Genomic DNA, 25,045 nt, shown 5'->3' with positions numbered 1-25,045 from the left:
TTCATCACCCGGGTCACGTTAAAGACAAAAAGGAAGAAAAACGACAGCGTGGCGGTATATTCAGAAAACATTTAGAGGGGAGAAGCAATCCGGTAACAGAACGTTACCGGATGAAAAGAGTTACGCTGCGTCAACGCGCTGCGCATCAGGCCAGGCATGGACCACCGCTTTAATTAAAGTCGCTAACGGAATCGCGAAGAAAACGCCCCAGAAACCCCACAGCCCGCCAAAAATGACCACGGAGAGAATGATCACCAACGGGTGCAGATTCACCGCTTCAGAGAACAAAACCGGCACCAGCAGGTTGCCGTCAAGCGCCTGGATGATCAAATAAACCGCGAAACAGCTCCAGAACTCGGTCCCCAGACCAAACTGAAACAGCGCCACGCCCACTACCGGGATCGTCACCACGAAGGCGCCGATATAGGGGATAAGAACCGAAAAGCCGACCAGCACCGCCAGCAGCAGCGAATAGTTCAGGCCAAACAGCAGGAAGCCCAGCCAGGTCGCCACACCCACCACCACCATTTCCAGCACTTTCCCGCGGATGTAGTTGGTGATTTGCTGATTCATCTCTTTCCAGACCTGCCCCGCCAGCCCACGGTTGCGCGGTAGTACCCGGCGCACCGCATTCAGCATCTGCTCTTTGTCCTTCAGCAGGAAAAACACCATCAGCGGCACCAGCACCAGATAAACCGCCAGGGTCAGCAGGCCAACCAGAGACGCCAGTGAGTATTTCACTACGGAATCGCCCATCGTCAGCATGCGGGTACGCATGTTTTCCGCCATGGCGTCAATGATGCCCGCATCCATTAATGCAGGATAACGACGTGGCAATGTCGCGGCGAAATCAGAGAGTTTATTCAACATGCCGGGCATGTCGCGGATCAGGTATATCCCCTGCTGCCAGGCCACCGGCATCACCACAAACGCCATAAGCAGTAAAATGCCTACAAACAGTACCAGCACAATCGACGTCGCCCAGCGGCGTGAACAGCCGATCTTCTCCAGGCGGACGGTCGGCCACTCGAGTAAATAGGCCAGCACGATAGACACCAGCAGCGGAGCCAGTAATCCGCTAAAAAAGAAAAGGATGCCGAACCCGGCAACCAGGATCACCAGCAAAGCAATCGCCTCCGGGTCGCTAAAGCGACGGCGATACCATTGCATCAACATTTCGAGCATAAAACCTTCCCTGAACCTCATTAGCGGGATTGCGATCCCGAATTGTATCGAAATGTCACAAAAAAGACTTCGCTTTTTATGACTGATTCAGGAAACTGAAAAGTCATTTGTGCAGGGTATTCATCCGCAGGTTTCACCGCTACACTGCCCTTGCAGGCAGAGCGGGAACGATACTGCCCGGCATCGGTCAAATGACTATCTCAAAGAAAACAGGACAGAGGTTATGTTCAGGCAGTTTAAGAAAAACCTGGTGGCTACCCTCATTGCCGCACTGACCCTCGGTCAGGCGGCGCCCGCGTTCGCAGACGCTGCGGACTCATTGCCGGACATGGGAACGTCGGCTGCAAGCACCCTTTCCATCGGGCAGGAATTGCAGATGGGCGATTATTATGTGCGCCAGCTGCGCGGCAGCGCGCCGTTGATTAACGACCCGTTGTTGGTTCAGTACATTAACGGACTCGGGATGCGCCTGGTTTCCCATGCCGACTCGGTCAAAACGCCCTTCCATTTCTTTTTGATAAATAACGACGAAATCAACGCATTCGCCTTCTTCGGCGGTAACGTCGTGCTGCACTCCGCGCTGTTTCGCTACTCTGATAATGAAAGCCAACTCGCCTCGGTCATGGCGCACGAAATTTCCCACGTTACCCAACGCCACCTGGCGCGGGCGATGGAAGATCAAAAACGCAGCGCGCCGCTCACCTGGGTTGGCGCACTGGGCTCCATATTGTTAGCAATGGCCAGCCCGCAGGCGGGGATGGCGGCGCTCACCGGGACGCTGGCGGGCACGCGTCAGGGAATGATCAGCTTTACCCAGCAGAACGAACAGGAAGCCGACCGTATAGGGATCCAGGTGCTTCAGCGCGCCGGATTCGATCCACAGGCTATGCCGACATTCCTGGAGAAACTGCTCGACCAGGCGCGCTACTCCTCCCGTCCGCCGGAAATCCTGTTAACCCACCCCCTACCGGAAAGCCGACTTTCTGACGCCCGTAACCGGGCAAACCAGATGCGTCCGGTGGTGGTGCAATCATCGGAAGCGTTCTATTTAGCGAAAGTGCGCACCCTGGGGATGTATAATTCCGGACGCAACCAGTTAACCAGCGATCTGCTGGATGAACTGGCGAAAGGCAACGTCCGTCAGCAGCGCGCCGCGCAATATGGCCGGGCGCTTCAGGCAATGGAAGGCAGTAAATATGATGAAGCGCGCAAAGCGCTCCAGCCGCTGTTATCGGCGGAGCCGGGGAACGCCTGGTATCTGGATCTGGCCACCGACATCGACCTCGGACAGAAGAAAACCCATGACGCGATCGCGCGTCTGAAAAATGCGCGCGATTTGCGGGTGAACCCTGTCCTGCAGCTTAACCTCGCGAACGCGCTGCTGCAGGGTGGACAGGCGCAGGAAGCCGCAACGATCCTCAACCGCTATACGTTTAATTATAAAGACGACAGCAATGGCTGGGATCTTCTTGCCCAGGCGCAAGCTGCGCTGAATCATCGCGATCAAGAGCTTGCGGCCCGCGCGGAAGGCTACGCGCTGGCGGGCCGTCTCGATCAGGCGATCTCATTACTCAGCAGCGCCAGCTCACAGGCGAAGCTGGGCAGCCAGCAGCAGGCGCGTTACGATGCCCGTATCGACCAGTTGCGTCAGCTGCAAGAACGCTTTAAGCCTTACACCAAAATGTAATTATCTGTCCTTTGCCCGGATAGCGATACAAGGAGAAGTCATGTCAGAAGCGGTAAAAATCTACCATAATCCGCGTTGTTCCAAGAGTCGCGAAACGCTGAGCCTGCTGCAGTCCAACGGCGTGGAGCCGGAAGTGGTGCTTTATCTCGACACCCCCGCCGATGCGGCAACACTGCGTCAACTGCTGAAAATGCTGGGCATGACCAGCGCCCGCGAACTGATGCGCCAGAAAGACGATCTCTACAAAGCGCTCAATCTGGCAGACAGCAATCTGACGGAGGCGCAACTGATTCAGGCGATGGTAGAAAATCCCAAACTGATGGAGCGCCCGATTGTGGTGGCGAACGGCCAGGCACGAATCGGACGACCGCCAGAGCAGGTGCTGGACATCGTCCGCTAACCGCCCATGCGCCGCCTCAGTATCGATTGCGGCGCTTTTCTATTATTTGGCTCTCAATAATTTTCCGAGGCTACTCGCATCCTTGCCGCTTCTTTCTCTTCTTTATTTTTCTTTCTGCTAGATTGCGGACTATTCATTAAAGAAGGAAAAGGATGCCATGAATAAAAAGAACACCTCGACACCGCATGATGCCGTGTTTAAACAATTTTTAACCCATCCCGAAACCGCGCGTGATTTTTTGGAGAGTCATTTACCCCGTGCGCTGCATAAACTTTGTGACCTCAGTACGCTTCGTCTGGAGTCTGCCAGTTTTATTGAGGAAACGATGCGCGCCTATTATTCGGATATTCTTTACTCGTTAAAGACGCGCGCAGGAAACGGTTATATTTACGCGTTAATTGAACATCAGAGCTCTCCCGACCGGCACATGGCGTTTCGCCTGATGCGCTATGCCATTGCCGCCATGCGGCGCTATATGAACGCAATCCCGTTGGCAAGACATTCGTGGTTTTGACGTTGACGGTAGGTTGCAGGTCTATATCCGGCCTTATTGCAGCCAGGGTACCGCTTGCTACTCCTCGGTTTTTACAGCGACTGCTCTAGCTGGTTGCTGAACAGCCATCCAGATAGCTCGGGCATCCATGACATCATTTTTATTACCCATCACGAAGGCCTTGACGAACTTACCCTGGAGTAACATGACTTTATGCCCCAGTTTTTCCAGCTCACGCGCCCAGTACTGAGAGCCGCCGCAGGCTTCCATGCCAATCAGACAAGGTTCACGATTACTGAAGTATTTCAGTCACGCGTCGCGCTTAATCTGCTTGTCGATAACTTCACCAGTATGCTCATCAATGAAATGAAGCTGCATCAGATATTTTGCGATATCGACGCCAACAGGGGGCAGTTATCAGGGCTTCCGAACCAGGCACTATGATGCCGGAAATCTGCGGGGATCCCCACCTAACCTGTAGAATCCTTAGCCGCTATCAAATAGTTGGGATGCGTTCATCTCATTCACCTGGAGGCAGGGCATAAAAAACTGCCGCTGGTGATACCGGTGCTGTTCTATACGGGTATAGCGTAGCCCGCATCCGTACTCCATCCGGCGCTGGCAGGCAAACTCTACAGCAGCGCTTTTCCGCTTGTAGACGTTACGGTCATTCCGGTGAATAACTGATCCGTTTTTGCCGGGAGACGGCTTCGCCTTACCCGGCCTACGATGTCCTGTAGGCCGGGTAAAACGCGCGAGCGTTGCCATCCGGCGCTTGTGTTAGACCCGCTCAATTCTCGCTGGCAGCCCCTGACGGACCGCGGCGCCGGACACCCAGTCCAGCCAGGTGTTACTTACTTTTCGAGTCGGATCGGCAAATCCCAGGTCGTTCATGTTAATCCCCGATTTCACTTTCGTATCAAAAGGCAGCGGTTCACCGTCCAGCGTGTGTTGCGCGCCGCCCATCTCCCGGTGTCCATAGCCGTGCTCGATCGCGATGACTCCAGGCATTACGCCGTGCAGCAAACTGATTTGCGCCTCAACCTGTCCACCCGGCGTGGTGATCCGCACCGTGTCGCCATGTGAAAGCCCGAAGCGCTGCCCGTCCTGCGGGTTCAACGCCACTAGATTGACTGGTTTAACGTGGCGCAAACGTGGGATCACCGTAGATGCACTGGCCATAGTATTGGACTTAAACGAGATAAGTTTGAGCGGCCACTGTGCCAGCGGGAACAGTTCGTCCACCGAACGTCCGTCAGACAGTCTTGCCGGATACCACGCCGGACAGCCGCTGTAGCGCTCGCCGGTGATAGCATGACGATGAGCGGCAACCTCGGCATTCCAGATTTGTAGCGGTTTTTCCCACGCGTTACCGACCCGGTTTTCGGCCCGACCACTCTTATCCGACGCGAACCGACCGCCACGTGAATAGATAAACGCCACCCGACGGACTTCCTCCGTTTTTAGCGTCTGTTGAATGACAGGCATAATGCGGCGGACGCCTGTGAGTTCAATGTCTTCCGTCACTGCTTCGGCGACCGGAGCTTTCCCCATAAACGCGATATTGGCGGCAACACGCAGATAGTAGTCTTCTGCACGGTTGAGCGGATAATGGTTCCCTGCGCTGTCGGAAATCGCATTGTCGCCAAACCCCGGCAGATGCAGCTGCTTTGCCACCGCGATACAGAATGCCTCCATCGAAACCGGCTGACCGTCGGCGGTTGTGGCGGTGGCAGCAGTAACAATCGGCCAGCGAGCGGTGGTGGCTTTACTGGCGACGCCAGCCCACGGCGCACTGAATCCCCAGCTTTCGAAATTATGCGTGTCCGGTACGATGTAATCCGCAAGGGCCGTTGTCTCGTTCATATACGCGTCGATGGCAATAAACAGCGGCAACCGTGCCGGATCTTTCAGTTTTTCTTCGGCCACCGCGCGCAAACCGGGTATGCCATACAAGGGATTGGTCATGTTGGAGATCCACGCTTTCAGCGGGTAAGGATACCCCTCCAGCGCGGAACTCAGCAACTCAGTCAGTTGACCGGCGACAAACGGATACCACGGTGCTTTGGCTGGAAAAGGGGAACGCCCGGCGGCTTCCTTGTCACGGTACTCTTCCGAAGATTCATACGCCGTTTTGCTTCGCGCGATGCTCAGCCCTTTAGGTTTCACTTTTCCCGGAAAACTCGCCATGTTGTAGCGTGGGCCGTCCGTTGCGCCGTTGAATTTTCCGCCGCCGACAAAGACGCCGCCTTCCAGAGAGAGGTTGCCAATCAGCGCGTTCAGCATCATTACCGCCCACGCATTATAGAAACCATTTCCAGCCATCATGCCGCCGTGGGTGACGACCGCCGCTTTACGTCCGTGACGGGTAAAGGCATCCGCCAGCGCGATGATTTTGTCCTCAGCTACACCGCATTGCAGGCTGTACTGTGCGAGCGTCATTTTTTCCGCCGATTCTTTCAGACACTGGAAGCTGCTTTTCACCGTCAGGCTACGTCCGTCGGCTAGCGTGACCCGGCGCGTGGCAAACAGCGCGGCGTGCAGGCAATCACTGGCGGGGACCAGCTCGTTGTGTTCATTTACGACCAGCGGATCATTAGCTGCGGAAGGGTCCAGATGGCGACGTGTTAAGTGCTGTCCAGCCAGCCCGGGAAGATCGTCGGCAATCACCAGATGCGTGGCGTTGGTCCAGCTCTTCTCGTCAGCGTGTTGCATGGCCTCTGCGCCGGGCAGCGCCAGATAATCGGCGTTGTAGCGTTGATTTTCGATAATCCAGCGGATCATTGCCATCGCCAGCGCAGAGTCGCTGCCGGGGATCACAGGTAACCAGTGACCGTGATCGTCAGCCAACACGGTGGTTAATGGCAGCGCCGGGGCGACGACTACATAGCTGAAATCATCGCGCAGGCGCGCACTGGAAAGCTGTCTGGCCTGGCGTTTAAACGGGTTTCCCGACTGTGCGGGCGAGGTGCCCATAAACAGCGCGAACTCGACGTTATCCCAGTCGGGCTTTACGTGGGTGTTTTTATCGAGATCACCCATCAGCGCGCCGGAACCTGCGCGATAGGCCAGTCCACAATAGGAGCCATGCGCGCCAAAGTTCTTGCTACCGAAACTGTTGAGAGCGAAGCGGCGTAAAAATGAATCTCGCCCATCGTCGCTGGTGTTGGTGACCAGAAGCTGGTTGGATTTAGGACCAAACCCCGGATGTTGCGGATCAATGGGGGTCGACGGGGCGTAAATGGCGCGCAGGCCATCAACGTGCCCCTCGCCAAACAGGTCGCCGCCTTCCACCACTTCATTGATCAATTGTTCAAAGCTGATGCGCTGCCATTTGCCTTCGCCGCGTTTACCGACGCGTTTCATCGGCTCGAGAATACGCAACGGGCTGTACAGACCTTCCAGTTGCGACGCGCCCCTGGCGCAGGCCGTCGAGCGAGCATCAAGGCCGTTCTCGCCCGCCAGTTGCGCCATCGCCGTGCTGAATGGCACTGACGCGTCAATATGATGCTCATGAGAAAGCGGATGATATGGGTTGCCGGCAATACGTAGCACCCGGTTGGTTTGTTGATCAACGCGTACCCTGACGCCGCACTGTGTCCAGCAGCCGAAACATTGGGTCATGGCTATAGTTTGCTGCGGATTCTGCTGCCAGCGCGGGTGCGCGTTGGCTTCCGGGATCAGCGCGTTACCTGTGATGTGGTCGCGGGTGATTTTACCCGAGGTGCCGTTGATCAAGCCGTCAATGGCGCGCTTCGCGACGTCACGATAGCTGAGGGCGAACGTCGCCATACCACCGACGGCCAGGCCGACTTTTAGCCACTGACGACGGGTTAAATTAGCCATGTTGCAGTCTCCTTGCGAGTCCGTTCACACTTTCGCGAATAATAATGAGCAGCGCTATCCACAGGCCGAAGGTGCCGAGGATGGCAAGCCACCCGTCGGTTCCGGCAGGCAGGGCGTATGGGTTGAACTGGGCGTTGAATTTCGGCAGCGTCTGCCCCTGAATCAGCAGCGTCCAGCGCATGAGCCAGCACAGCGCCATCGCGCTCAACGCCAGCAGGCTACGCAGAGGCAATGACAGCAGACGGCGCAGAGCGATAACGCTAAACAGCAGTGAGATCAGCCAGAATGCCAGCCAACCAGAGGCGTAATGGCGTGCCGATGCGGAGATTGCCAGCCACTGGCGGATTGCCATACCGGAAAGCGTATCGCCGCAGCCCCAGAAAATAATGACGGCAGCAAGGGCGAGCAGTGTCAGCATTTGTCCGAGCGCGAGACGCTTTTGCGTGGGAAAATCATCGCGCAGCCCGACGATTAACAGCGCTAAAAAGGTTTGTAGCGCGCTCAGGAACATCACCAGCACAAAAGCATAACTGAACCAGACGGGGCGAGCCTGCACCACGGAGACTTCCCTCCCGGTATAGAGCAACAACCCTATCGCGGCCAGCGCGCTGGCATACGCGAACCATTTTATGACGGTGTAACTTTTACCAGTAAGTTGCCTGTAAACCTGTGCCAGAAACCAGAGTCCGAGGAACGCGGTAAACAGCGGCAAAAACAGGGCGCCCCACGGCATCCATGACCATGGCGTGGGGTACGCATAAAAATGCCAGACACGGGCGGTCTGATGGAGATCGGCGGTTAGCGCCAGCGGTGCGGTGATTGCGCAGGTCAGCGTAATCAGCAGCGTCAGGCTTTCCAGCGCGGGATTATCCTTTTTCCCCCAGTGCAGGACGGCGCCAAACAGCGCCCCGCAGGCGGCAATGCCGATGAAAAAGAAATACTGTACTGCCCAGGGAAGCCAACTCACCGCCTGTGGACGGGCCAGCACCTCTTCAATGATTAAGGGTGACATTATCAGACCTCCTGCCAGAGTGCGGGTTGTGTGCGGCCCATCAACGGGGTGACAAACGCCTCATCCAGTCCCAGATAGAAAACATGGGGCACGGTATTGTTTTCCGGTTTCAACACCTTAATGGTGTCGTGATGGGTGCGGATTAATTGCGAAATACGACTTTGCGGATCGCGGATATCACCGATGATGCGCGCGCCGCCAACACAGGACTCCACGCAGGCGGGGAGAAGTCCGGCCTCTAAGCGATGGATGCAAAACGTACATTTATCGGCGGTCTGCGTTTCATGATTGATAAAACGGGCGTCATAAGGACACGCCTGCACGCAGTAGGCACAACCGACGCAGCGGGTGTTATCGACCACGACGATACCGTCTTCGCGTTGAAAGGTGGCCTGAACCGGACAAACCGGTACGCAGGGCGGATTGTCGCAGTGGTTGCACAGACGCGGTAACAGCACATTGGTCACCTCATCCGCCACCTGGACCTGATACTGATTCACATGAGTACGGAACTCGCCCTGCGGCGTCTGGTTTTCAATCGCACAACTGACGGTGCAGGCCTGACAGCCGATGCAGCGGCGAAGATCGACAAGCATAGCGTAACGCTGCTGTGTGGAACCGCCGTGGCGTTCAGGTGAAAAAGAAAATTTCGCCTGCGCCAGTGGAACCAGTGACGCGCCTGCGGTCAGGACGCCCAGTTGCTGGAGAAACTGCCGTTTACTGCTGTCCATTTTTTCTCCCGTCTCAAGGCAACAGCGAAACATTTGTCACGCCATTGGGTTGCGTGTGATGAATAAATAATGTCGATGATTTACAGTGTAAAAATCGTGGCGGGGGCAGCTCTATTGTGGTTAACCACATACCCGACGGATTGTTGATCTAAAACAACATAATCAGCGGGGATAAGGGTGTGAGAGGTAAAAAGGTGATGAGGCTGACGCTGCTGGCGTCGGTCTTAATGTTCAGCGGCGCTTCGCTGGCCGGCTCATGGAATATCGGGATTCTGGCGATGCGTGGAGAGGTTTCCACCCGTAACCACTGGCAGGCGCTGGAAACACAGCTTAATCAGCAGATTCCCGGAGAACGGTTCCACATTCTGCCGCTGGATCTGCACCAGATGCAGGCAGCGGTAAACGACGCAAGCGTGCAATTTGTGGTGACCAACCCGGCACAGTTTGTGCAACTGAACAGCCATTCACCGCTGCGCTGGTTGGCGTCTCTGCGTTCTGCGCGCGGCACGGGGAACGTCATTGGCAGTGCTATCCTTGCCCGGCGCGACAGCGGTATCACCGGCGTGCACGATCTGATCGGTAAAACAGTGGGGGCCATTGACCCTCAGGCGTTCGGCGGCTACCTGCTGGGATATAAAGCGTTGAGCGATGCCGGCCTACGCCCGGAGCGCGACCTCAACCTGCGTTTTACTGGTTTTCCAGCCGATGCGCTTCTTTATTTACTCCGTGAAAACGCGGTGCAGGCGGTGATTGTTCCGGTCTGCCTGCTGGAAAAAATGGACGAAGAGAGGCTGGTTGATAAAACCGATTTTGTCGCGGTGCTCAACCGTCCCGGAAATATTACCTGTTTAGCCAGTACGCCGCTCTATCCTGACTGGTCGTTTGCCGCGTTGCCTGCGGTCAGTGATGCGCTGGTCGATCGCGTCACCCGCGCGCTGCTGGCTGCACCTGACACCTCCGCGTTCCATTGGGGCGCGCCGGCATCGACCAGCCAGGTGGAGGCATTACTGCGCGACGTACAGCAGCATCCACAGCAGCGACGCTTATGGCTGGATGTGAAGAGCTGGTTGATACAACATCAGTGGCTGATGGGGGGGGCTGCGCTGATCCTGCTTTTGCTGACCCTGAACTACATCTGGGTGATGCTGCTGGTTCGTCGCCGTGGAATACAACTTGAACGCAACAGCGTCCAGTTGCGCCAGCAGGAGCAGGCGCTGGAAACGGCCAGGCAGATGAGCGTTCTCGGCGAAATGACCTCCGGATTCGCGCACGAACTGAATCAACCGCTGTCGGCAATTCGCCATTACGCGCAGGGCAGCCTGATTCGCCTGCAGTCTCAGGATCCGACGCACGCGTTATTGCCTGCGCTCGAGCATATAGATCGGCAGGCGCAGCGCGGGGCTGAAACGCTGCGTAATCTGCTACGCTGGGTGAATCAGGCTCAGGGGAGCCCGATCCGCACGGAAGAGTGGGAGAACATCAGCATCCACGAGGCGGTTCAGAATGTCTGGCAACTGTTGCGCATGGCACAGCAGTTTCCGATGTTAACCTTGCACAGCAATATCGATCGCGCGTTGACGATTTTGTTGCCGCCGATTTTGCTGGAGCAGGTGCTGGCTAATCTGATCCTCAACGCGGCGCAGGCGGGTGCCACCACGTTATGGATTGATGCCTCAGCGTCAGCACAGGGTGTGTGCGTGATGTTGCAGGATAATGGCGGCGGTATCAACGATGCCTTATTGTATCAAGCGTTTCAGCCCTTCAAAACCAGTCGGAAAGAGGGGATGGGACTGGGGCTGGTGATTTGTCAGCGGATGGTGCGTTACGGTCAGGGAGAGATTAACCTGCGAAATCAAACCGCGCCTGACGGGCAGCCTGGCGTGGCGGTTGTACTGGATTTTACTCAACAGGAGGACAGGAGCGGAAATGGCGATAATCCATTTACTGGATGATGATGTGGCGGTCACTGATGCCTGCGCCTTTCTTCTGGAGAGCCTGGGTTATCCGATCACGTGCTGGGAGGAAGGGACTGTTTTTCTTGAGCAGGCCGATTTGTATCAGACGGGCGTACTGTTGCTGGATATGCGAATGCCTGTCATGGACGGTAAGCATGTCCATGCGGTGTTACGCCAGCGCGAAAGTACGCTGGCAGTGGTGTTTCTGACCGGACATGGCGACGTGCCGATGGCCGTCGAGCAGATGAAACAGGGTGCGGTAGACTTTCTGCAAAAACCGGTCAGCGCCAGACCGCTGCAAACGGCGCTGGAGCGTGCGCTGGTCGTATCGGAACAGGCTGTTGCCCGACAACAGATCGTCACCTGTTACCGCACACTTACAGTAAAAGAATGTGAGTTAGCTGGTTTCGTCGTTAAAGGACTGACGAACCGCGAGATCGCACAGGTGATGAACATCGCGGTACGCACGGTAGAAGTACATCGCGCCAGAGCGATGGAAAAAATGCAGGTGGCAAATCTGGCGGAACTGGTCAACAAATGGCAACAATTGAAAGAAACGCGTATCGTTGAATAGTGCCGTGAGTTATTTATTTGAATTACATGATGACGGCGCTGATTGGCGCGAATAATAACTATATTGTGCCCAGCACGCAAAGGGTTGTTCCAGGGCGTCAGCGAAGCAGAATTACATCAGACAGACCCAGAGCAGTCTGCGGTTAAAGCTTGAGGATCTCTTTGACGAACGGAATCGTCAGCTTACGCTGGGCGGTAATCGAGGCATGATCGAGCTGGTCCAGCGTCATAAACAGCGTACGCATTTCGCGATCCAGCCGTTTAAGTAAAAAGCGCCCCACGTCTTCGGGTAGCTCAAAGCCACGTAGCCGGGCGCGCAGCTGAAGCGCCTGAAGTTTGTCTTCATCCGACAGAGGCTGAAGCTTGTAAATTTGCCCCCAGTCCAGCCGCGAGGCCAGATCGGGCAAGCCGAGATTAAGCTGACGTGGCGGACGATCGCCGGTGATCAGCAGACGCGTTTTTCCAGACTCGAGGATGCGGTTGTAGAGATCGAAAATCGCCATTTCCCACAGCGCATCGCCGGCGACACATTCGATGTTGTCGATACAGACCAGCGAAAGCTGTTCCATCCCGTCGAGCACCTCCGGAACAAACCAGGTGCGCTTGTCCAGCGGCACATAGCCGACCGCGTCGCCGCGCTGCGACAGTTCCGCGCAGGCGGCATGCAATAAATGACTGCGGCCCGCGCCTTCACGCGACCAGAGATAAATGTATCCGCTATGCTCCTGACGCAACACGTTTTGCAGTGCGGCCAGTAAAGAGGCGTTATCCCCCGGCCAGAAACTTGCGAAAGTTTCGTCGTCAGGAAGATAAAGTGGCAAGGAGAGCTGTGCCGGTGTGTTCAGAGATACCTCAACCCAGATTTCATTAAATCGCGATGAGTTTAACACAGAATTCCGCTGTGATAGAACCGGGCAGCGTCCCTGCCCGGTTTCTGCGTTACTGCTGCGGCGTATCCGCGTCTTTCGCATCCAGTACCACTTCTTCCGGACGCAATACTGAGATTAACTTGAAGATCAGACTCAGGCCAATCCCGACGATGGTGGCCAGCGCCATGCCTTTCAGTTCAGCGGCGCCAATGTGAACCTTCGCGCCACTGACGCCAATGATCAGAATAACGGAGGTCAGGATCAGGTTCTGCGCTTTGTTGTAATCCACCTTCGATTCAATCAGCACGCGGATACCGGACGCGCCGATTACCCCATACAGCAACAGGGATACCCCACCCATCACCGGTAGCGGAATGATCTGGATAGCCGCTGCGAGTTTGCCTACGCAGGAGAGCAGAATAGCGAAGATCGCCGCGCCGCCAATCACCCAGGTGCTGTACACGCGGGTAATTGCCATGACGCCAATATTTTCGCCGTAGGTGGTGTTCGGTGTAGAGCCGAAGAAGCCGGAGATCACCGTTGATAAACCGTTAGCGAACATAGAGCGATGCAAACCCGGATCGCGTACCAGATCTTTTTTAACGATATTCGCCGTAACCACCAGGTGCCCGACGTGTTCAGCAATCACCACCAGCGCCGCTGGCAGAATGGTCAGAATAGCGAACCACTCGAAACGCGGGGTGTAGAATGTCGGCAGCGCAAACCAGTGCGCCTCGGCGATCGGTGTGGTATCGACAACGCCCATCGCGAAGGAAAGCGCATAGCCCGCCAGCACGCCAATGAGGATCGGGATAATCGCCATAAAGCCGCGGAACAGTACAGAACCGAACACGGTCACCGCCAGCGTCACCATGGAGATAATAATGGTCTTCGCATCCGCGGACTGACCTTCCGCCGGCAGCAGTCCGGCCATGCCAGCAGCGACCCCCGCCAGTTCCAGACCGATAACGGCAACAATGGCGCCCATCGCAGCAGGAGGAAACATCACGTCCAGCCAGCCAGTGCCTGCCTTCTTCACGATGAAAGAGACGAGGCAGAACAGCACGCCGCACATAATAAAGCCGCCCAGCGCCACCTCATAGCCTAACGGCAGCAGGAGCAGCACCGGGGAGATAAAGGCAAAGCTCGACCCTAAATAAGCCGGGATTTTCCCTTTACAGATAAACAAATAGAGCAGCGTACCGATGCCGTTAAACAGCAGAACGGTGGCCGGGTTAATATGAAACAGAACGGGCACCAGCACGGTTGCGCCAAACATGGCGAACAGGTGTTGCAAACTAAGCGGGATTGTCTGTAAAAGCGGCGGTCTTTCACTTACCCCGATAGCACGGCGCGTCATAGTGTTTTCCTCTGTGTGTTTTGTTATTAGCAGTTGAGTTGTTTTATTCAAAAAAAAGCCGACTCTTAAAGTCGGCTGATATTTAATGATTCACTTATTTCGTCCCAAAGATCTTATCACCGGCATCGCCAAGCCCCGGAATAATGTATCCGTGCTCGTTCAATCCTTGGTCGATCGACGCGGTGTACAATTCCACGTCCGGGTGCGCTTTTTCCAGCGCGGCAATGCCTTCCGGCGCGGCAACCAGCACCAGCACCTTGATGCTGCTGCAACCGGCTTTTTTCAGCAGATCGATGGTGGCGATAACGGAACCACCGGTCGCCAGCATCGGATCAACGATCAGCGCCATACGTTCGTCAATGTTGGACACCAGCTTCTGGAAATAAGGAACCGGCTCCAGGGTTTCTTCGTTGCGGTACATCCCGACCACGCTGATACGCGCGCTTGGTACGTTTTCCAGTACCCCTTCCATCATCCCCAGACCTGCGCGCAGGATAGGCACGACGGTAATTTTTTTCCCTTTAATCTGGTCGACTTCAACCGGGCCATTCCAGCCTTCAATGGTCACCTTTTCGGTTTCCAGGCCCGCAGTCGCTTCGTAGGTCAGCAGACTGCCTACTTCCGAGGCGAGTTCACGAAAGCGTTTGGTGCTGATGTCGTTTTCACGCATCAGACCCAGCTTGTGTTTGACGAGTGGGTGTTTGACTTCCACGATCTTCATACTCTTCTCCTTTCCTCAGACGAGTGGCAACCACAAAAAAATCGCCGGATTATACCGCTTTTCCTCCTGGGCGCAACATAACGTATGCATGACCTGGATCAAGCAAAGTTATTTACCTTTGGCTGATGAGTATAAAACACGCCCCGCATTCTGCGCGGGGCGGCGGGTCAAGTCGCTGAAATCAGAGCGTTTCACCGTTGCTTTTAATCACCTGCTGATACCAGGCGAAAGATTTTTTAGGCTGCCGGGCCAATGTGCCGCTCCCGTCATTATTTTTGTCGACGTAGATGAAGCCATAGCGTTTTTTCATTTCGCCCGTGCCAGCGGAAACCAGATCGATGCATCCCCATGGCGTGTACCCCATCAGATCCACGCCATCCTCCACCACCGCTTTTTTCATTTCGCGGATGTGCGCGGCCAGGTAGTCAATACGGTAACTGTCGTCCACCGATCCGTCAGGCTGCTGAACGTCAATGGCGCCGAAGCCGTTCTCAACGATAAACAGCGGCAGCTGATAGTGGTCCCAGAACCAGTTCAACGAATAGCGCAGGCCGACGGGATCGATCTGCCCCCCCCAGTCCGACTTCTGCACGTAGGGGTTGGCGACCAGATGCTTCGTTTCGTCATAGTCAAGCTGTGGATTATCCTCCGTCGCTTTGGTGGTAAACGACATGTAATAGCTAAAGCCAATGTAATCAACGCAGCCCTCAGACAACGCGGCGCGATCGGCGTCGGTGATATCCAGCGCGAAGCCGCGGCGTTCGAAATAGTTAAGGATGTGCTGCGGGTATTTACCGCGTACGTGGACGTCGGTAAACCAGTAGCGGCGGTGCATGGCGTTCATCGCCATCATCATGTCGTCCGGCGCACAGGTCAGCGGGTATATGGGGCACATGGCGATCATGCAGCCGACCTGTAGCGCCGGGTTGATTTCGCGGGCGGCTTTCACCGCCAGCGCACTGGCTACCAACTCGTAGTGCGCCGCCTGGTACATTATCGGTTCGCGATCTTCGCCAGGCTGGTATTTCAACCCGGAGTTAGTAAACGGCGCGAAGTCTTCATGATAATTCGCCTGGTTGTTAATCTCGTTAAACGTCATCCAGTATTTCACTTTATGCTGATAGCGCGTAAACGCCACCTTCGCAAAGCGCACGAAAAAGTCGATGAGCTTACGGTTGCGCCAGCCGCCGTATTCTGTCACCAGATGGTACGGCATCTCGAAATGCGACAAGGTGATCACCGGTTCAATGCCGTATTTCAGACACTCGTCAAAGAGGTCGTCATAAAATTGCAACCCCGCTTCATTGGGCTGGGTTTCGTCTCCCTGCGGAAAAATACGTGTCCAGGCAATGGACGTGCGGAAACACCTGAAGCCCATTTCCGCGAACAGTTTTATGTCCTCTTTGTAGCGGTGGTAAAAGTCAATGGCGTGGTGATTGGGATAATTTTTGCCTGGCAGCACGCCGTCGGTGATTTCCCGCGCGACGCCGTGCGCGCCCGCGGTCATCACATCGGCCACGCTGATTCCCTTTCCGCCTTCCTGCCAGCCGCCCTCCAGTTGATGCGCCGCGACCGCCCCACCCCACATGAAATTCGCTTTAAATCCCGACATAGATTCCCTCGTTAATTCGCATTAGCAAAACAGAAACCGGTTTCAGTACGATACTGGGCAAACTTAGCCGCGCATTCAAGCAACGAAATGTACCCGGTTTCATTTTCGTGGCGCAGGTCATAAAAACGGCGCCGTACGAGAAAATCGCAGCAAAAATCAACACATAAAATCGGATGCAACGCAGGCTCGCAAACGTTTGCTTTCCCTGTTAGAATTGCGCCGAATTTTCCTTTTACCGCAAGAAATAACGTGGGGAACCAGGCAGTGACCGATAAAACCTCTCTTAGCTACAAAGATGCCGGTGTTGATATTGACGCGGGCAATGCTCTGGTCGATCGAATCAAAGGCGTAGTGAAGAAAACCCGCCGCCCGGAAGTAATGGGGGGTCTGGGTGGCTTCGGTGCGCTGTGCGCGTTGCCGCAAAAATATCGTGAACCGGTACTGGTTTCCGGCACTGACGGCGTAGGGACCAAACTGCGTCTGGCAATGGATCTTAAGCGTCACGATACCATCGGGATTGACCTGGTGGCGATGTGCGTGAACGACCTGGTGGTTCAGGGCGCTGAGCCGCTGTTTTTCCTCGACTATTATGCTACCGGGAAACTGGACGTGGACACCGCAGCCAGCGTCATTCAGGGCATTGCGGAAGGTTGTCTGCAGTCCGGCTGCGCGCTGGTCGGAGGGGAAACCGCTGAAATGCCAGGGATGTACCACGGTGAAGACTATGACGTCGCGGGCTTCTGCGTCGGGGTGGTGGAAAAATCAGAAATCATCGACGGTTCTAAAGTTGCCGACGGCGATGTGCTGATTGCGCTGGGATCCAGCGGCCCGCACTCTAACGGCTACTCGCTGGTGCGCAAAATCGTTGAGGTTAGCGGCTGCGACCCGGAAACCACCGAGCTTGACGGTAAGCCGCTGGCCGATCATCTGCTTGCGCCGACCCGTATCTACGTGAAATCGATCCTGGCGCTGATCGAGAACGTCGACGTGCACGCCATCGCCCACCTCACCGGCGGCGGTTTCTGGGAAAATATTCCACGCGTCCTGCCGGACAACACTCAGGCGGTGATCGACGAATCTTCATGGCAGTGGCCTGCCGTGTTCAACTGGTTGCAAAACGCCGGTAATGTTAGCCAGCACGAAATGTACCGTACCTTTAACTGCGGCGTCGGTATGGTGATCGCCCTTCCGGCAAGCGAAGTGGACAATGCGCTGGCATTGCTGAAAGCAAAGGGTGAAAACGCGTGGAAAATCGGTATCATCAACGCTTCTGATTCCGAACAGCGTGTGGTTATTGAATAATGAATATTGTGGTGCTTATTTCCGGCAACGGAAGCAATTTGCAGGCGATCATTGATGCCTGCAAAGAGAAGAAAATCAACGGCACCCTTCGCGCAGTATTCAGCAACAAGGCCGATGCGTTCGGCCTTGAACGCGCCAGAAAAGCGAACATTCCTGTGCATACGCTGACGGCCGATCAGTTCGCCAGCCGTGAAGCGTTTGACCGGGAGCTGACCCTTGAGATCGACGCGTATGCGCCTGATGTGGTGGTGCTGGCCGGTTTTATGCGCATTCTTAGCCCAGCCTTTGTCGCTCATTATCACGGACGTCTGCTGAATATTCACCCTTCCCTGTTGCCCAAATATCCCGGCCTGCATACCCACCGCCAGGCGCTGGAAAATGGCGACGAGGAACACGGCACGTCGGTGCACTTTGTCACCGATGAGCTTGATGGCGGCCCGGTCATTTTACAGGCGAAAGTGCCCGTCTTTGAGGGAGACGACGAAGACGAAATCACCGCGCGCGTTCAGGCCCAGGAACATGCCATTTATCCCCTGGTTGTGAGCTGGTTCGTCGAAGGCCGTCTGAAGATGCATGACAACGCCGCGTGGCTGGATGGTCAACGTTTGCCGCCGCAGGGCTATGCGGCTGACGATTAATTCGGTCCCTTCACAGGCCAGAAGCGCCGTCTTCTGGCCCTGACGCGTCCGTTCGCCGGATAGCGGCAAAATACCCTCTCCGGCCTACTTTTCTTCCCGCCTTTATGTTATCAAACAGTTTATTGTCATACTTTTCTGGCACAGTTGGACATCTGAGAGCATTGCTCGCCATAATGATCAGGTCGTGTCCCGTGAATCAAACGGAGTATAAGTATTAATGGGTCAGGAAAAGCTATACATCGAGAAAGAGCTGAGCTGGTTAGCGTTTAACGAACGCGTGCTCCAGGAAGCGTCGGATAAATCTAACCCGCTAATCGAAAGGATGCGTTTCTTAGGCATCTATTCCAATAACCTTGATGAGTTCTATAAAGTGCGTTTCGCCGAGTTGAAGCGCCGCATTATCATTAGCGAAGAACAGGGTTCAAATTCGCATTCTCGCCATCTGTTAGGCAAGATCCAGTCCCGTGTGTTAAAAGCCGATCAGGAATTTGATGGTCTTTATAACGAACTGTTGCTGGAGATGGCGCGCAACCAGATCTTCCTGATTAACGAACGCCAACTGTCGGTGAATCAGCAAAGCTGGCTGCGCCACTACTTTAAACAATACCTGCGCCAGCATATCACCCCCATTTTGATCAACCGCGAAACGGATCTCGTTCAGTTTCTGAAAGATGATTACACCTACCTTGCGGTGGAGATCATTCGTGGTGATTCGATACGCTACGCGCTGCTGGAAATTCCATCGGACAAAGTGCCGCGCTTCGTCAACCTGCCGCCGGAAGCCCCGCGACGCCGCAAACCGATGATCCTGCTGGACAACATTCTGCGCTACTGCCTGGACGACATCTTCAAAGGCTTTTTTGATTACGACGCCCTGAACGCTTATTCGATGAAGATGACCCGCGACGCCGAATACGATCTGGTGCACGAGATGGAATCCAGCCTGATGGAGCTGATGTCCTCCAGCCTCAAACAGCGTTTGACCGCTGAACCGGTGCGTTTTGTTTATCAGCGCGACATGCCCAACGCGCTGGTCGAAGTGCTGCGGGAAAAACTGACCATCTCGCGTTATGACTCCATCGTGCCCGGGGGGCGTTACCACAACTTCAAAGATTTCATTAACTTCCCGAATGTCGGCAAAGCGAATCTGGTGAATAAACCGCTGCCGCGCCTGCGCCATATCTGGTTTGATAATGAGAAGTTTCGTAATGGCTTTGACGCCATCCGTGAACGCGATGTGCTGCTCTACTATCCGTATCACACCTTTGAGCACGTTCTGGAGCTGTTGCGTCAGGCCTCCTTCGACCCGAGCGTACTGGCCATCAAAATTAACATCTATCGCGTGGCGAAAGATTCACGGATTATCGACTCAATGATCCATGCTGCCCACAACGGCAAAAAAGTCACGGTGGTGGTGGAGCTACAGGCGCGCTTTGATGAAGAAGCCAACATTCATTGGGCGAAGCGCCTGACGGAAGCGGGCGTACATGTGATCTTCTCCGCGCCGGGCTTAAAAATTCACGCCAAGCTGTTTCTTATTTCGCGTAAAGAAGGCGACGACGTGGTGCGCTACGCGCATATCGGCACCGGTAACTTCAACGAAAAAACCGCGCGCCTGTATACCGACTATTCGCTGCTGACCGCCGATGCGCGGATCACCAACGAAGTGCGCCGGGTGTTTAACTTTATTGAGAACCCGTACCGTCCGGTAACGTTTGATTATCTGCTGGTTTCGCCACAGAACTCGCGTCGCCTGCTGTATGAAATGATTGACCGTGAAATCGCCAACGCTCAGCAGGGACGCCCTTCCGGCATCACCCTGAAGCTGAATAATTTGGTCGACAAAGGGCTGGTTGACCGCCTGTATGCGGCGTCCAGTTCCGGCGTGACGGTAAATCTGCTGGTTCGCGGAATGTGTTCGCTGATTCCTTTTCTTCCAGGCATCAGCGACAATATTCGCGTCATCAGCATTGTTGACCGCTATCTGGAACATGACCGGGTTTACATCTTTGAAAATGGCGGTAATAAGCAGGTGTACCTCTCCTCCGCGGACTGGATGACGCGTAATATCGACTACCGCATTGAGGTAGCGACGCCGCTGCTTGATCCACGCCTGAAGCAACGAGTACTGGATATTATTGACATCCTGTTCAGCGACACGGTAAAAGCCCGCTATATCGACAAAGAACTGAGTAATCGCTACGTGCCGCGCGGGAATCGCCGCAAAGTACAGGCGCAACTGGCGATTTATGACTACATCAAATCACTCGAGCAACCAGACTAACGCTATGCCAATACATGATAAGTCCCCACGACCGCAGGAGTTTGCGGCAGTCGACCTCGGCTCAAACAGTTTTCACATGGTCATTGCCCGTGTGGTGGATGGCGCAATGCAGATAATTGGCCGTCTGAAGCAGCGTGTCCATCTGGCTGACGGCCTCGGCCCGGATAACCGGCTGAGTGAAGAAGCCATGGAGCGCGGGCTAAGCTGTCTGTCGCTGTTTGCCGAACGTCTGCAGGGGTTTTCGCCCTCCAGCGTCTGTATTGTGGGGACGCACACGCTGCGTCAGGCGTTGAACGCCACTGACTTTCTCAAGCGTGCGGAAAAGGTTATCCCCTACCCTATTGAGATCATCTCCGGTAACGAAGAAGCGCGCCTGATTTTTATGGGCGTTGAGCACACGCAGCCCGAAAAGGGGCGTAAGCTGGTGATCGACATCGGCGGCGGCTCAACGGAACTGGTGATCGGCGAAAACTTCGAGCCAAAGCTGGTTGAAAGCCGTCGTATGGGGTGCGTCAGCTTTGCGCAGCTTTATTTTCCCGGCGGCGCGATCAACCCGGAAAACTTCCAGCGCGCCAGAATGGCGGCGGCGCAAAAGCTCGAAACCTTAACCTGGCAGTTTCGCATTCAGGGCTGGAACGTCGCGCTGGGCGCCTCCGGCACCATTAAAGCCGCACATGAAGTGCTGCTGGAATTGGGGGAAAAAGACGGTTTTATTACCCCGGAACGTCTGGACCGTCTGGTGACAGAGATACTGCACTATCGCAATTTCGACGCCCTGAGCTTGCCGGGTTTATCCGAGGAGCGAAAAGCGGTGTTTGTGCCGGGTCTGGCGATTCTTTGCGGTGTCTTTGATGCGCTGGCCATCCGCGAGCTTCGCCTCTCCGACGGCGCGCTGCGTGAAGGCGTCCTGTACGAAATGGAAGGCCGCTTTCGCCACCAGGACGTCCGTAGCCGTACCGCCAGTAGCCTGGCGAATCAGTACAATATTGACAGCGATCAGGCCAGACGCGTACTGGATACCACCATGCAGATGTACGATCAGTGGCAGGCGCAGCAGCCAAAACTGGCCCATCCGCAGTTGGAAGCGCTGCTGAGATGGGCCGCGATGCTGCACGAGGTAGGCCTGAATATCAATCACAGCGGCCTGCATCGCCATTCAGCGTATATTCTGCAAAACAGTGATTTACCCGGCTTTAATCAGGAGCAGCAAACCATGATGGCGACGCTGGTTCGCTATCACCGCAAAGCGATCAAGCTTGACGATCTGCCGCGCTTTACGCTGTTCAAGAAGAAGCAATACCTGCCGCTAATCCAGTTGCTGCGCCTTGGCGTTCTGCTGAACAATCAGCGCCAGGCCACGACTACGCCCCCGACGCTGACGCTCATCACGGACGACAGCCACTGGACGCTCCGTTTTCCTTATGACTGGTTCAGCCAGAACGCGCTGGTGCTGCTCGATCTGGAAAAAGAGCAGCAATACTGGGAAGCGGTCACCGGCTGGCGTCTGAAAATAGAGGAAGAACGTTCACCGGAAATCGCCGCCTGAAGGCCGCTCAGGTGCCGGTAACCGGCACCTGCGCTTTCAGTATGTCCCTTAGCGGTTGGGGTTCGCCGATTAAATATCCCTGCATATAGTCAATACCCAGCGAGGCGACCGCGCTGCGGATCTCCTCGCTTTCAACAAATTCCGCCACCACCTGCATTTTCTTCATGCGCGCCAGATGGCAGATAGAAGCCACAATCTGGTAGTCGAGGCTGTTCGATACCATATTGCGGATAAAACTCCCGTCAATTTTTAAAATGTTGGCGCTGATATTTTTCAGCCGGGCATAGCTGGCATAGCCGGTACCGAAATCGTCGATCGCAATTTGACAGCCCAGCTGTTGCAGATTATGCAGCGTTACCTGCGCCTGCTCGGCATTCAGCAGCGCGTAGCTTTCGGTGACTTCGAAGATCAACTGCCACGCCTCGATCTGGTATTTGCTCAGTAGCTTGCTGACTTCCAGTGAAAACTTCGCCCGACAAATTGACGGAGCCGAAAGATTCAGGGCAAAACGGCGCGCGGGCATCTCTGCACGATTATCGGCCATAAAGCGTAAGGTATGTTCGATGACCCAGAGATCGATTCGCGAGGCCAGACCGAACTCATGCGCAACGGGCAAAAATACCTCTGGCGAGATCAGTCCGCCGTCACGGTCTTTCAACCGCAGCAGGATCTCATGGTAGACATCGCCACGCAGGCCTTCGATAGGTTGCGCCATCAGGCAGAAGCGATCGTGTTCGAGCGCGTGCTGCAGGCGATTCATCATCGCCACTTTATCTTTCACATTGCGCTGCAAATTCACAGCCCCACGACGCTCCAGATTCTCCGGCGTGTTGGTCATAATCGACAGTTCAGCAATGGTACTAAGTTCGCCAAGCAGCAGATAAATATGGTTCACCGGAGACCGCACGTAGCAGTAGCTCATGCCCACCTGCGGCTGGAAGGTCATACCGTCCCAGATAAAGCGAAACCGTTTGATATGCTCGTCCAGGTGATCAATACGCTGCTGGTGTGATTCGGTGTTTAAGCGCAGCAGCAGGTCCGGGCCAGACATTTGGTAGACGTTTTCATCCGGCGACAGCTTTTCATTTATCCAGTGTGAAAGCTGCTGCTTATACTGAATCCGCAGCATAATGCCATAATTCTTCACCAGCACTTCGAGCTCAGGAACATGCAGAAAACAGAGCGCGGACCATGGGGCATTTTTCAGGGCGCGATTGAGCGCGCGGAGATTGGGCAGATGAACAACGGGATCGAGGAAAGCCAGCCTGCGCGCGCGGCTGTTGACAACCCGCTGACGCGTGGCCAATACCGCCATGTAATTGACGATAAATGAAAAAACCAGAAAGCTCGACGACGTGATCGCCAGTTGGACATCATAACCAGAATAATAGGGGGTATAACTCTGGTAATTATGGATCGCAATAATCAGCACGGGCGCCCAAAGCAGAGAGATGAAGCGATAGCCATAGCGCATCGCGCCCCAGAGCATAACCGGCAGTAATAATGACATTGTATAATTTGTGCTGAATATTGAGCTATTTACATTCAGGGGCATACATAGCAAGGACATTAATACAATGAGGATTAATAACCATAAGGCGACCTCTTTCTTCGAGGCTTTTGCATCAAACTGCAGTTTTAACTGGGAATAATAGCCGCGTAAATGAAGCGGGTTACGAATCACGCGAAGGAGAAAATAGAAAAACGGGACGCCAATTAAATTTCCGACCAGGATCCCCTGATAGTTAATTAATGCATTGATGTTAAACGGGGTGACGCCCATCAGATTCAGTCGGCTTTCATACATTCCGACAAACGCCGCAAACTGAAAAAGCACAAGAAACAGCGTAGCGGAGCAAAATACCTGCCAGAAAATTCGCTGGAACACCAGTCGCGGCTCGCCGTGTGAGACGCAATTCCGACGCGGATTAAAGACGCGATAGCCGCCCCAACTGAGGACGATAGCGATGAGGAAATGGGCGATTACCGGTAGCGTTTCAGCCAGCCCCACCTGCGGATATTTGCGTAAAAAGATGGCAAGAATAATTCCTGGTAATGCCGCCCAACTGAAAAAGTGCATCATGCTCATCATTAATGCTAACGGAAGATATAAAAGCACCACATCCCCGGAAGCCATATGCGCATAAGTATTGACGTGGCTCACTAATGGCAGCATTAAACACGGCAAAACCAGAGGAAGCCCCCACCACTTATCTCTGATTGCAATATAATTTTTATTCAGTCTCATAGATGCTCAGCAGAAACCCCGACTCCCGATGGGTTTTATCAGACAGGCATCCCCCCTGACCGCAAAAAGGCGATGAAAAGATCATCACGTGAGGCAACGATTTTAGTTGCCAGCGGAAAGCAAATTTTGACATACATCAAATAATTTCACCGCCATTAATTAATTATTACCTTTATTCCGACGTGTTATCATTTATATATTATTAATGTAAATAAGATTATTAACTTCCATAACAACCACCCATGAACAAGCTAACGCATTTTTACAACGTCATGAATTGACCATTGCGGCGCAGTATGCCTTAATGTGCTTATCGCCCGCAGGGGCATCTCTTAAGGAACCTTTTGTGAGTCAGGCTACCAGTATGCGAAAACGACATCGATTTAACAGTCGCATGACCCGTATCGTACTGCTTATCAGTTTTCTCTTCTTCTTTGGACGCTTTGTCTACTCTTCTATTGGCGCCTGGCATCATCATCAGGACAAAAAAGACGTTCAACAGTCCAGCCTCTCTGTCGAAACGCCCGCACAGCGTTAAGGTTTCTCAGCGCGATAAGATAAACCGATCTTCCATCGTCGAACA

The 25,045-nt window shown here is 54.6% G+C and carries 18 protein-coding genes and 3 pseudogenes; 11 read left to right on the top strand and 10 right to left on the bottom strand.

All coding sequences use genetic code 11. The annotated features are described in order from the left end of the window. Positions 1-120: 120 nt before the first annotated feature. Entirely contained in the window at positions 121-1,185 is a 1,065-nt protein-coding gene (locus JY391_RS06615; protein WP_042290921.1) for an AI-2E family transporter, read from the bottom strand. A 223-nt stretch (positions 1,186-1,408) separates the two neighbouring features. On the opposite strand from JY391_RS06615, the gene bepA reads away from it, so the two are divergent. The 3 genes and pseudogenes from bepA to JY391_RS06600 form a co-directional block, all read left to right on the top strand. After that, a complete protein-coding gene (bepA, locus tag JY391_RS06610) occupies positions 1,409-2,872 on the top strand; it encodes a beta-barrel assembly-enhancing protease (protein WP_060570523.1) in 1,464 nt (487 codons plus the stop codon). A gap of 40 nt (positions 2,873-2,912) precedes the next feature. Next, positions 2,913-3,272 (top strand): arsenate reductase (glutaredoxin), encoded by a 360-nt coding sequence (gene arsC, locus JY391_RS06605; protein WP_042290924.1) that lies wholly within the window; start codon positions 2,913-2,915, stop codon positions 3,270-3,272. 157 nt (positions 3,273-3,429) lie between these two features. Further along, positions 3,430-3,756: pseudogene (locus JY391_RS06600) on the top strand (Rpn family recombination-promoting nuclease/putative transposase); the annotation flags it as partial. 90 nt (positions 3,757-3,846) lie between these two features. On the opposite strand, the pseudogene JY391_RS06595 reads toward JY391_RS06600, so the two are convergent. Beyond that, positions 3,847-4,143, bottom strand: a pseudogene (locus JY391_RS06595) (IS110 family transposase); the annotation flags it as partial. Positions 4,144-4,290: 147 nt separating this feature from the next. On the opposite strand from JY391_RS06595, the pseudogene JY391_RS24040 reads away from it, so the two are divergent. After that, positions 4,291-4,440 (top strand): annotated as a pseudogene (locus JY391_RS24040) (Rpn family recombination-promoting nuclease/putative transposase); the annotation flags it as partial. Between the two features lie 105 nt (positions 4,441-4,545). Here the strand turns inward: JY391_RS24040 and ttrA are convergent. From ttrA to ttrB, 3 genes are read right to left on the bottom strand one after another with little or no spacing between them, the layout of a single operon-like run. After that, positions 4,546-7,611: a tetrathionate reductase subunit TtrA gene (ttrA, locus tag JY391_RS06585; RefSeq protein ID WP_211935431.1), complete on the bottom strand. Its 3,066-nt coding sequence runs from the start codon at positions 7,609-7,611 to the stop codon at positions 4,546-4,548. Beyond that, a complete protein-coding gene (ttrC, locus tag JY391_RS06580) occupies positions 7,604-8,626 on the bottom strand; it encodes a tetrathionate reductase subunit TtrC (RefSeq protein ID WP_211935782.1) in 1,023 nt (340 codons plus the stop codon). The genes ttrA and ttrC overlap by 8 nt, the downstream gene beginning before the upstream one ends. Continuing rightward, complete coding sequence (ttrB, locus tag JY391_RS06575; RefSeq protein WP_211935430.1) at positions 8,626-9,354, bottom strand: tetrathionate reductase subunit TtrB; 729 nt, start codon at positions 9,352-9,354, stop codon at positions 8,626-8,628. The genes ttrC and ttrB overlap by 1 nt, the downstream gene beginning before the upstream one ends. 179 nt (positions 9,355-9,533) lie before the next feature. On the opposite strand from ttrB, the gene ttrS reads away from it, so the two are divergent. Both ttrS and ttrR read left to right on the top strand, forming a co-directional pair. Then, entirely contained in the window at positions 9,534-11,306 is a 1,773-nt protein-coding gene (ttrS, locus tag JY391_RS06570; protein WP_211935429.1) for a tetrathionate respiration histidine kinase TtrS, read from the top strand. Further along, on the top strand, positions 11,281-11,883 hold the full coding sequence (gene ttrR, locus JY391_RS06565) for a tetrathionate respiration response regulator TtrR (RefSeq protein WP_211935428.1): 603 nt from the start codon (positions 11,281-11,283) through the stop codon (positions 11,881-11,883). The genes ttrS and ttrR overlap by 26 nt, the downstream gene beginning before the upstream one ends. Before the next feature lie 142 nt (positions 11,884-12,025). Here the strand turns inward: ttrR and JY391_RS06560 are convergent, their stop codons facing one another. The 4 genes from JY391_RS06560 to JY391_RS06545 all read right to left on the bottom strand — a co-directional run bounded on the left by JY391_RS06560 (position 12,026) and on the right by JY391_RS06545 (position 16,444). Continuing rightward, complete coding sequence (locus JY391_RS06560) at positions 12,026-12,727, bottom strand: DnaA inactivator Hda (protein WP_211935781.1); 702 nt, start codon at positions 12,725-12,727, stop codon at positions 12,026-12,028. 94 nt (positions 12,728-12,821) lie between these two features. After that, positions 12,822-14,111 carry a uracil permease gene (uraA, locus tag JY391_RS06555; RefSeq protein ID WP_060570515.1) on the bottom strand — a complete coding sequence of 430 codons (1,290 nt, stop codon included), beginning with the start codon at positions 14,109-14,111 and terminating at the stop codon, positions 12,822-12,824. 94 nt (positions 14,112-14,205) lie between these two features. Continuing rightward, positions 14,206-14,832 carry a uracil phosphoribosyltransferase gene (gene upp, locus JY391_RS06550; protein WP_003037929.1) on the bottom strand — a complete coding sequence of 209 codons (627 nt, stop codon included), beginning with the start codon at positions 14,830-14,832 and terminating at the stop codon, positions 14,206-14,208. 181 nt (positions 14,833-15,013) lie between these two features. Next, positions 15,014-16,444 (bottom strand): 6-phospho-beta-glucosidase, encoded by a 1,431-nt coding sequence (locus tag JY391_RS06545; protein WP_211935427.1) that lies wholly within the window; start codon positions 16,442-16,444, stop codon positions 15,014-15,016. Positions 16,445-16,708: 264 nt separating this feature from the next. Here JY391_RS06545 and purM point away from each other — a divergent pair, with 264 nt between their 5' ends. The 4 genes from purM to ppx all read left to right on the top strand — a co-directional run bounded on the left by purM (position 16,709) and on the right by ppx (position 22,214). After that, entirely contained in the window at positions 16,709-17,746 is a 1,038-nt protein-coding gene (gene purM / locus JY391_RS06540; RefSeq protein WP_060570601.1) for a phosphoribosylformylglycinamidine cyclo-ligase, read from the top strand. Continuing rightward, complete coding sequence (purN, locus tag JY391_RS06535; protein ID WP_042290932.1) at positions 17,746-18,384, top strand: phosphoribosylglycinamide formyltransferase; 639 nt, start codon at positions 17,746-17,748, stop codon at positions 18,382-18,384. The genes purM and purN overlap by 1 nt, the downstream gene beginning before the upstream one ends. A gap of 217 nt (positions 18,385-18,601) precedes the next feature. Beyond that, positions 18,602-20,668 carry a polyphosphate kinase 1 gene (gene ppk1 / locus JY391_RS06530; protein ID WP_211935426.1) on the top strand — a complete coding sequence of 689 codons (2,067 nt, stop codon included), beginning with the start codon at positions 18,602-18,604 and terminating at the stop codon, positions 20,666-20,668. Between the two features lie 4 nt (positions 20,669-20,672). Further along, complete coding sequence (gene ppx, locus JY391_RS06525; protein ID WP_042290934.1) at positions 20,673-22,214, top strand: exopolyphosphatase; 1,542 nt, start codon at positions 20,673-20,675, stop codon at positions 22,212-22,214. Between the two features lie 7 nt (positions 22,215-22,221). On the opposite strand, the gene JY391_RS06520 is transcribed toward ppx, so the two are convergent. Further along, positions 22,222-24,462 (bottom strand): bifunctional diguanylate cyclase/phosphodiesterase, encoded by a 2,241-nt coding sequence (locus JY391_RS06520; RefSeq protein ID WP_211935425.1) that lies wholly within the window; start codon positions 24,460-24,462, stop codon positions 22,222-22,224. A gap of 346 nt (positions 24,463-24,808) precedes the next feature. Between JY391_RS06520 and JY391_RS06515 the strand changes: the two genes are divergently transcribed. Continuing rightward, the gene (locus JY391_RS06515; RefSeq protein WP_042290938.1) at positions 24,809-25,000 is read left to right on the top strand and encodes a YfgG family protein; all 192 of its coding nucleotides are present in this window, start codon (positions 24,809-24,811) and stop codon (positions 24,998-25,000) included. Positions 25,001-25,045 lie beyond the last annotated feature (45 nt).

It is taken from the genome of Citrobacter sedlakii, assembly GCF_018128425.1.
Classification (GTDB): domain Bacteria; phylum Pseudomonadota; class Gammaproteobacteria; order Enterobacterales; family Enterobacteriaceae; genus Citrobacter_A; species Citrobacter_A sedlakii.
Note: the sequence above shows the minus strand (reverse complement) of the source record. Positions and strands in the feature narration are given on the sequence as shown.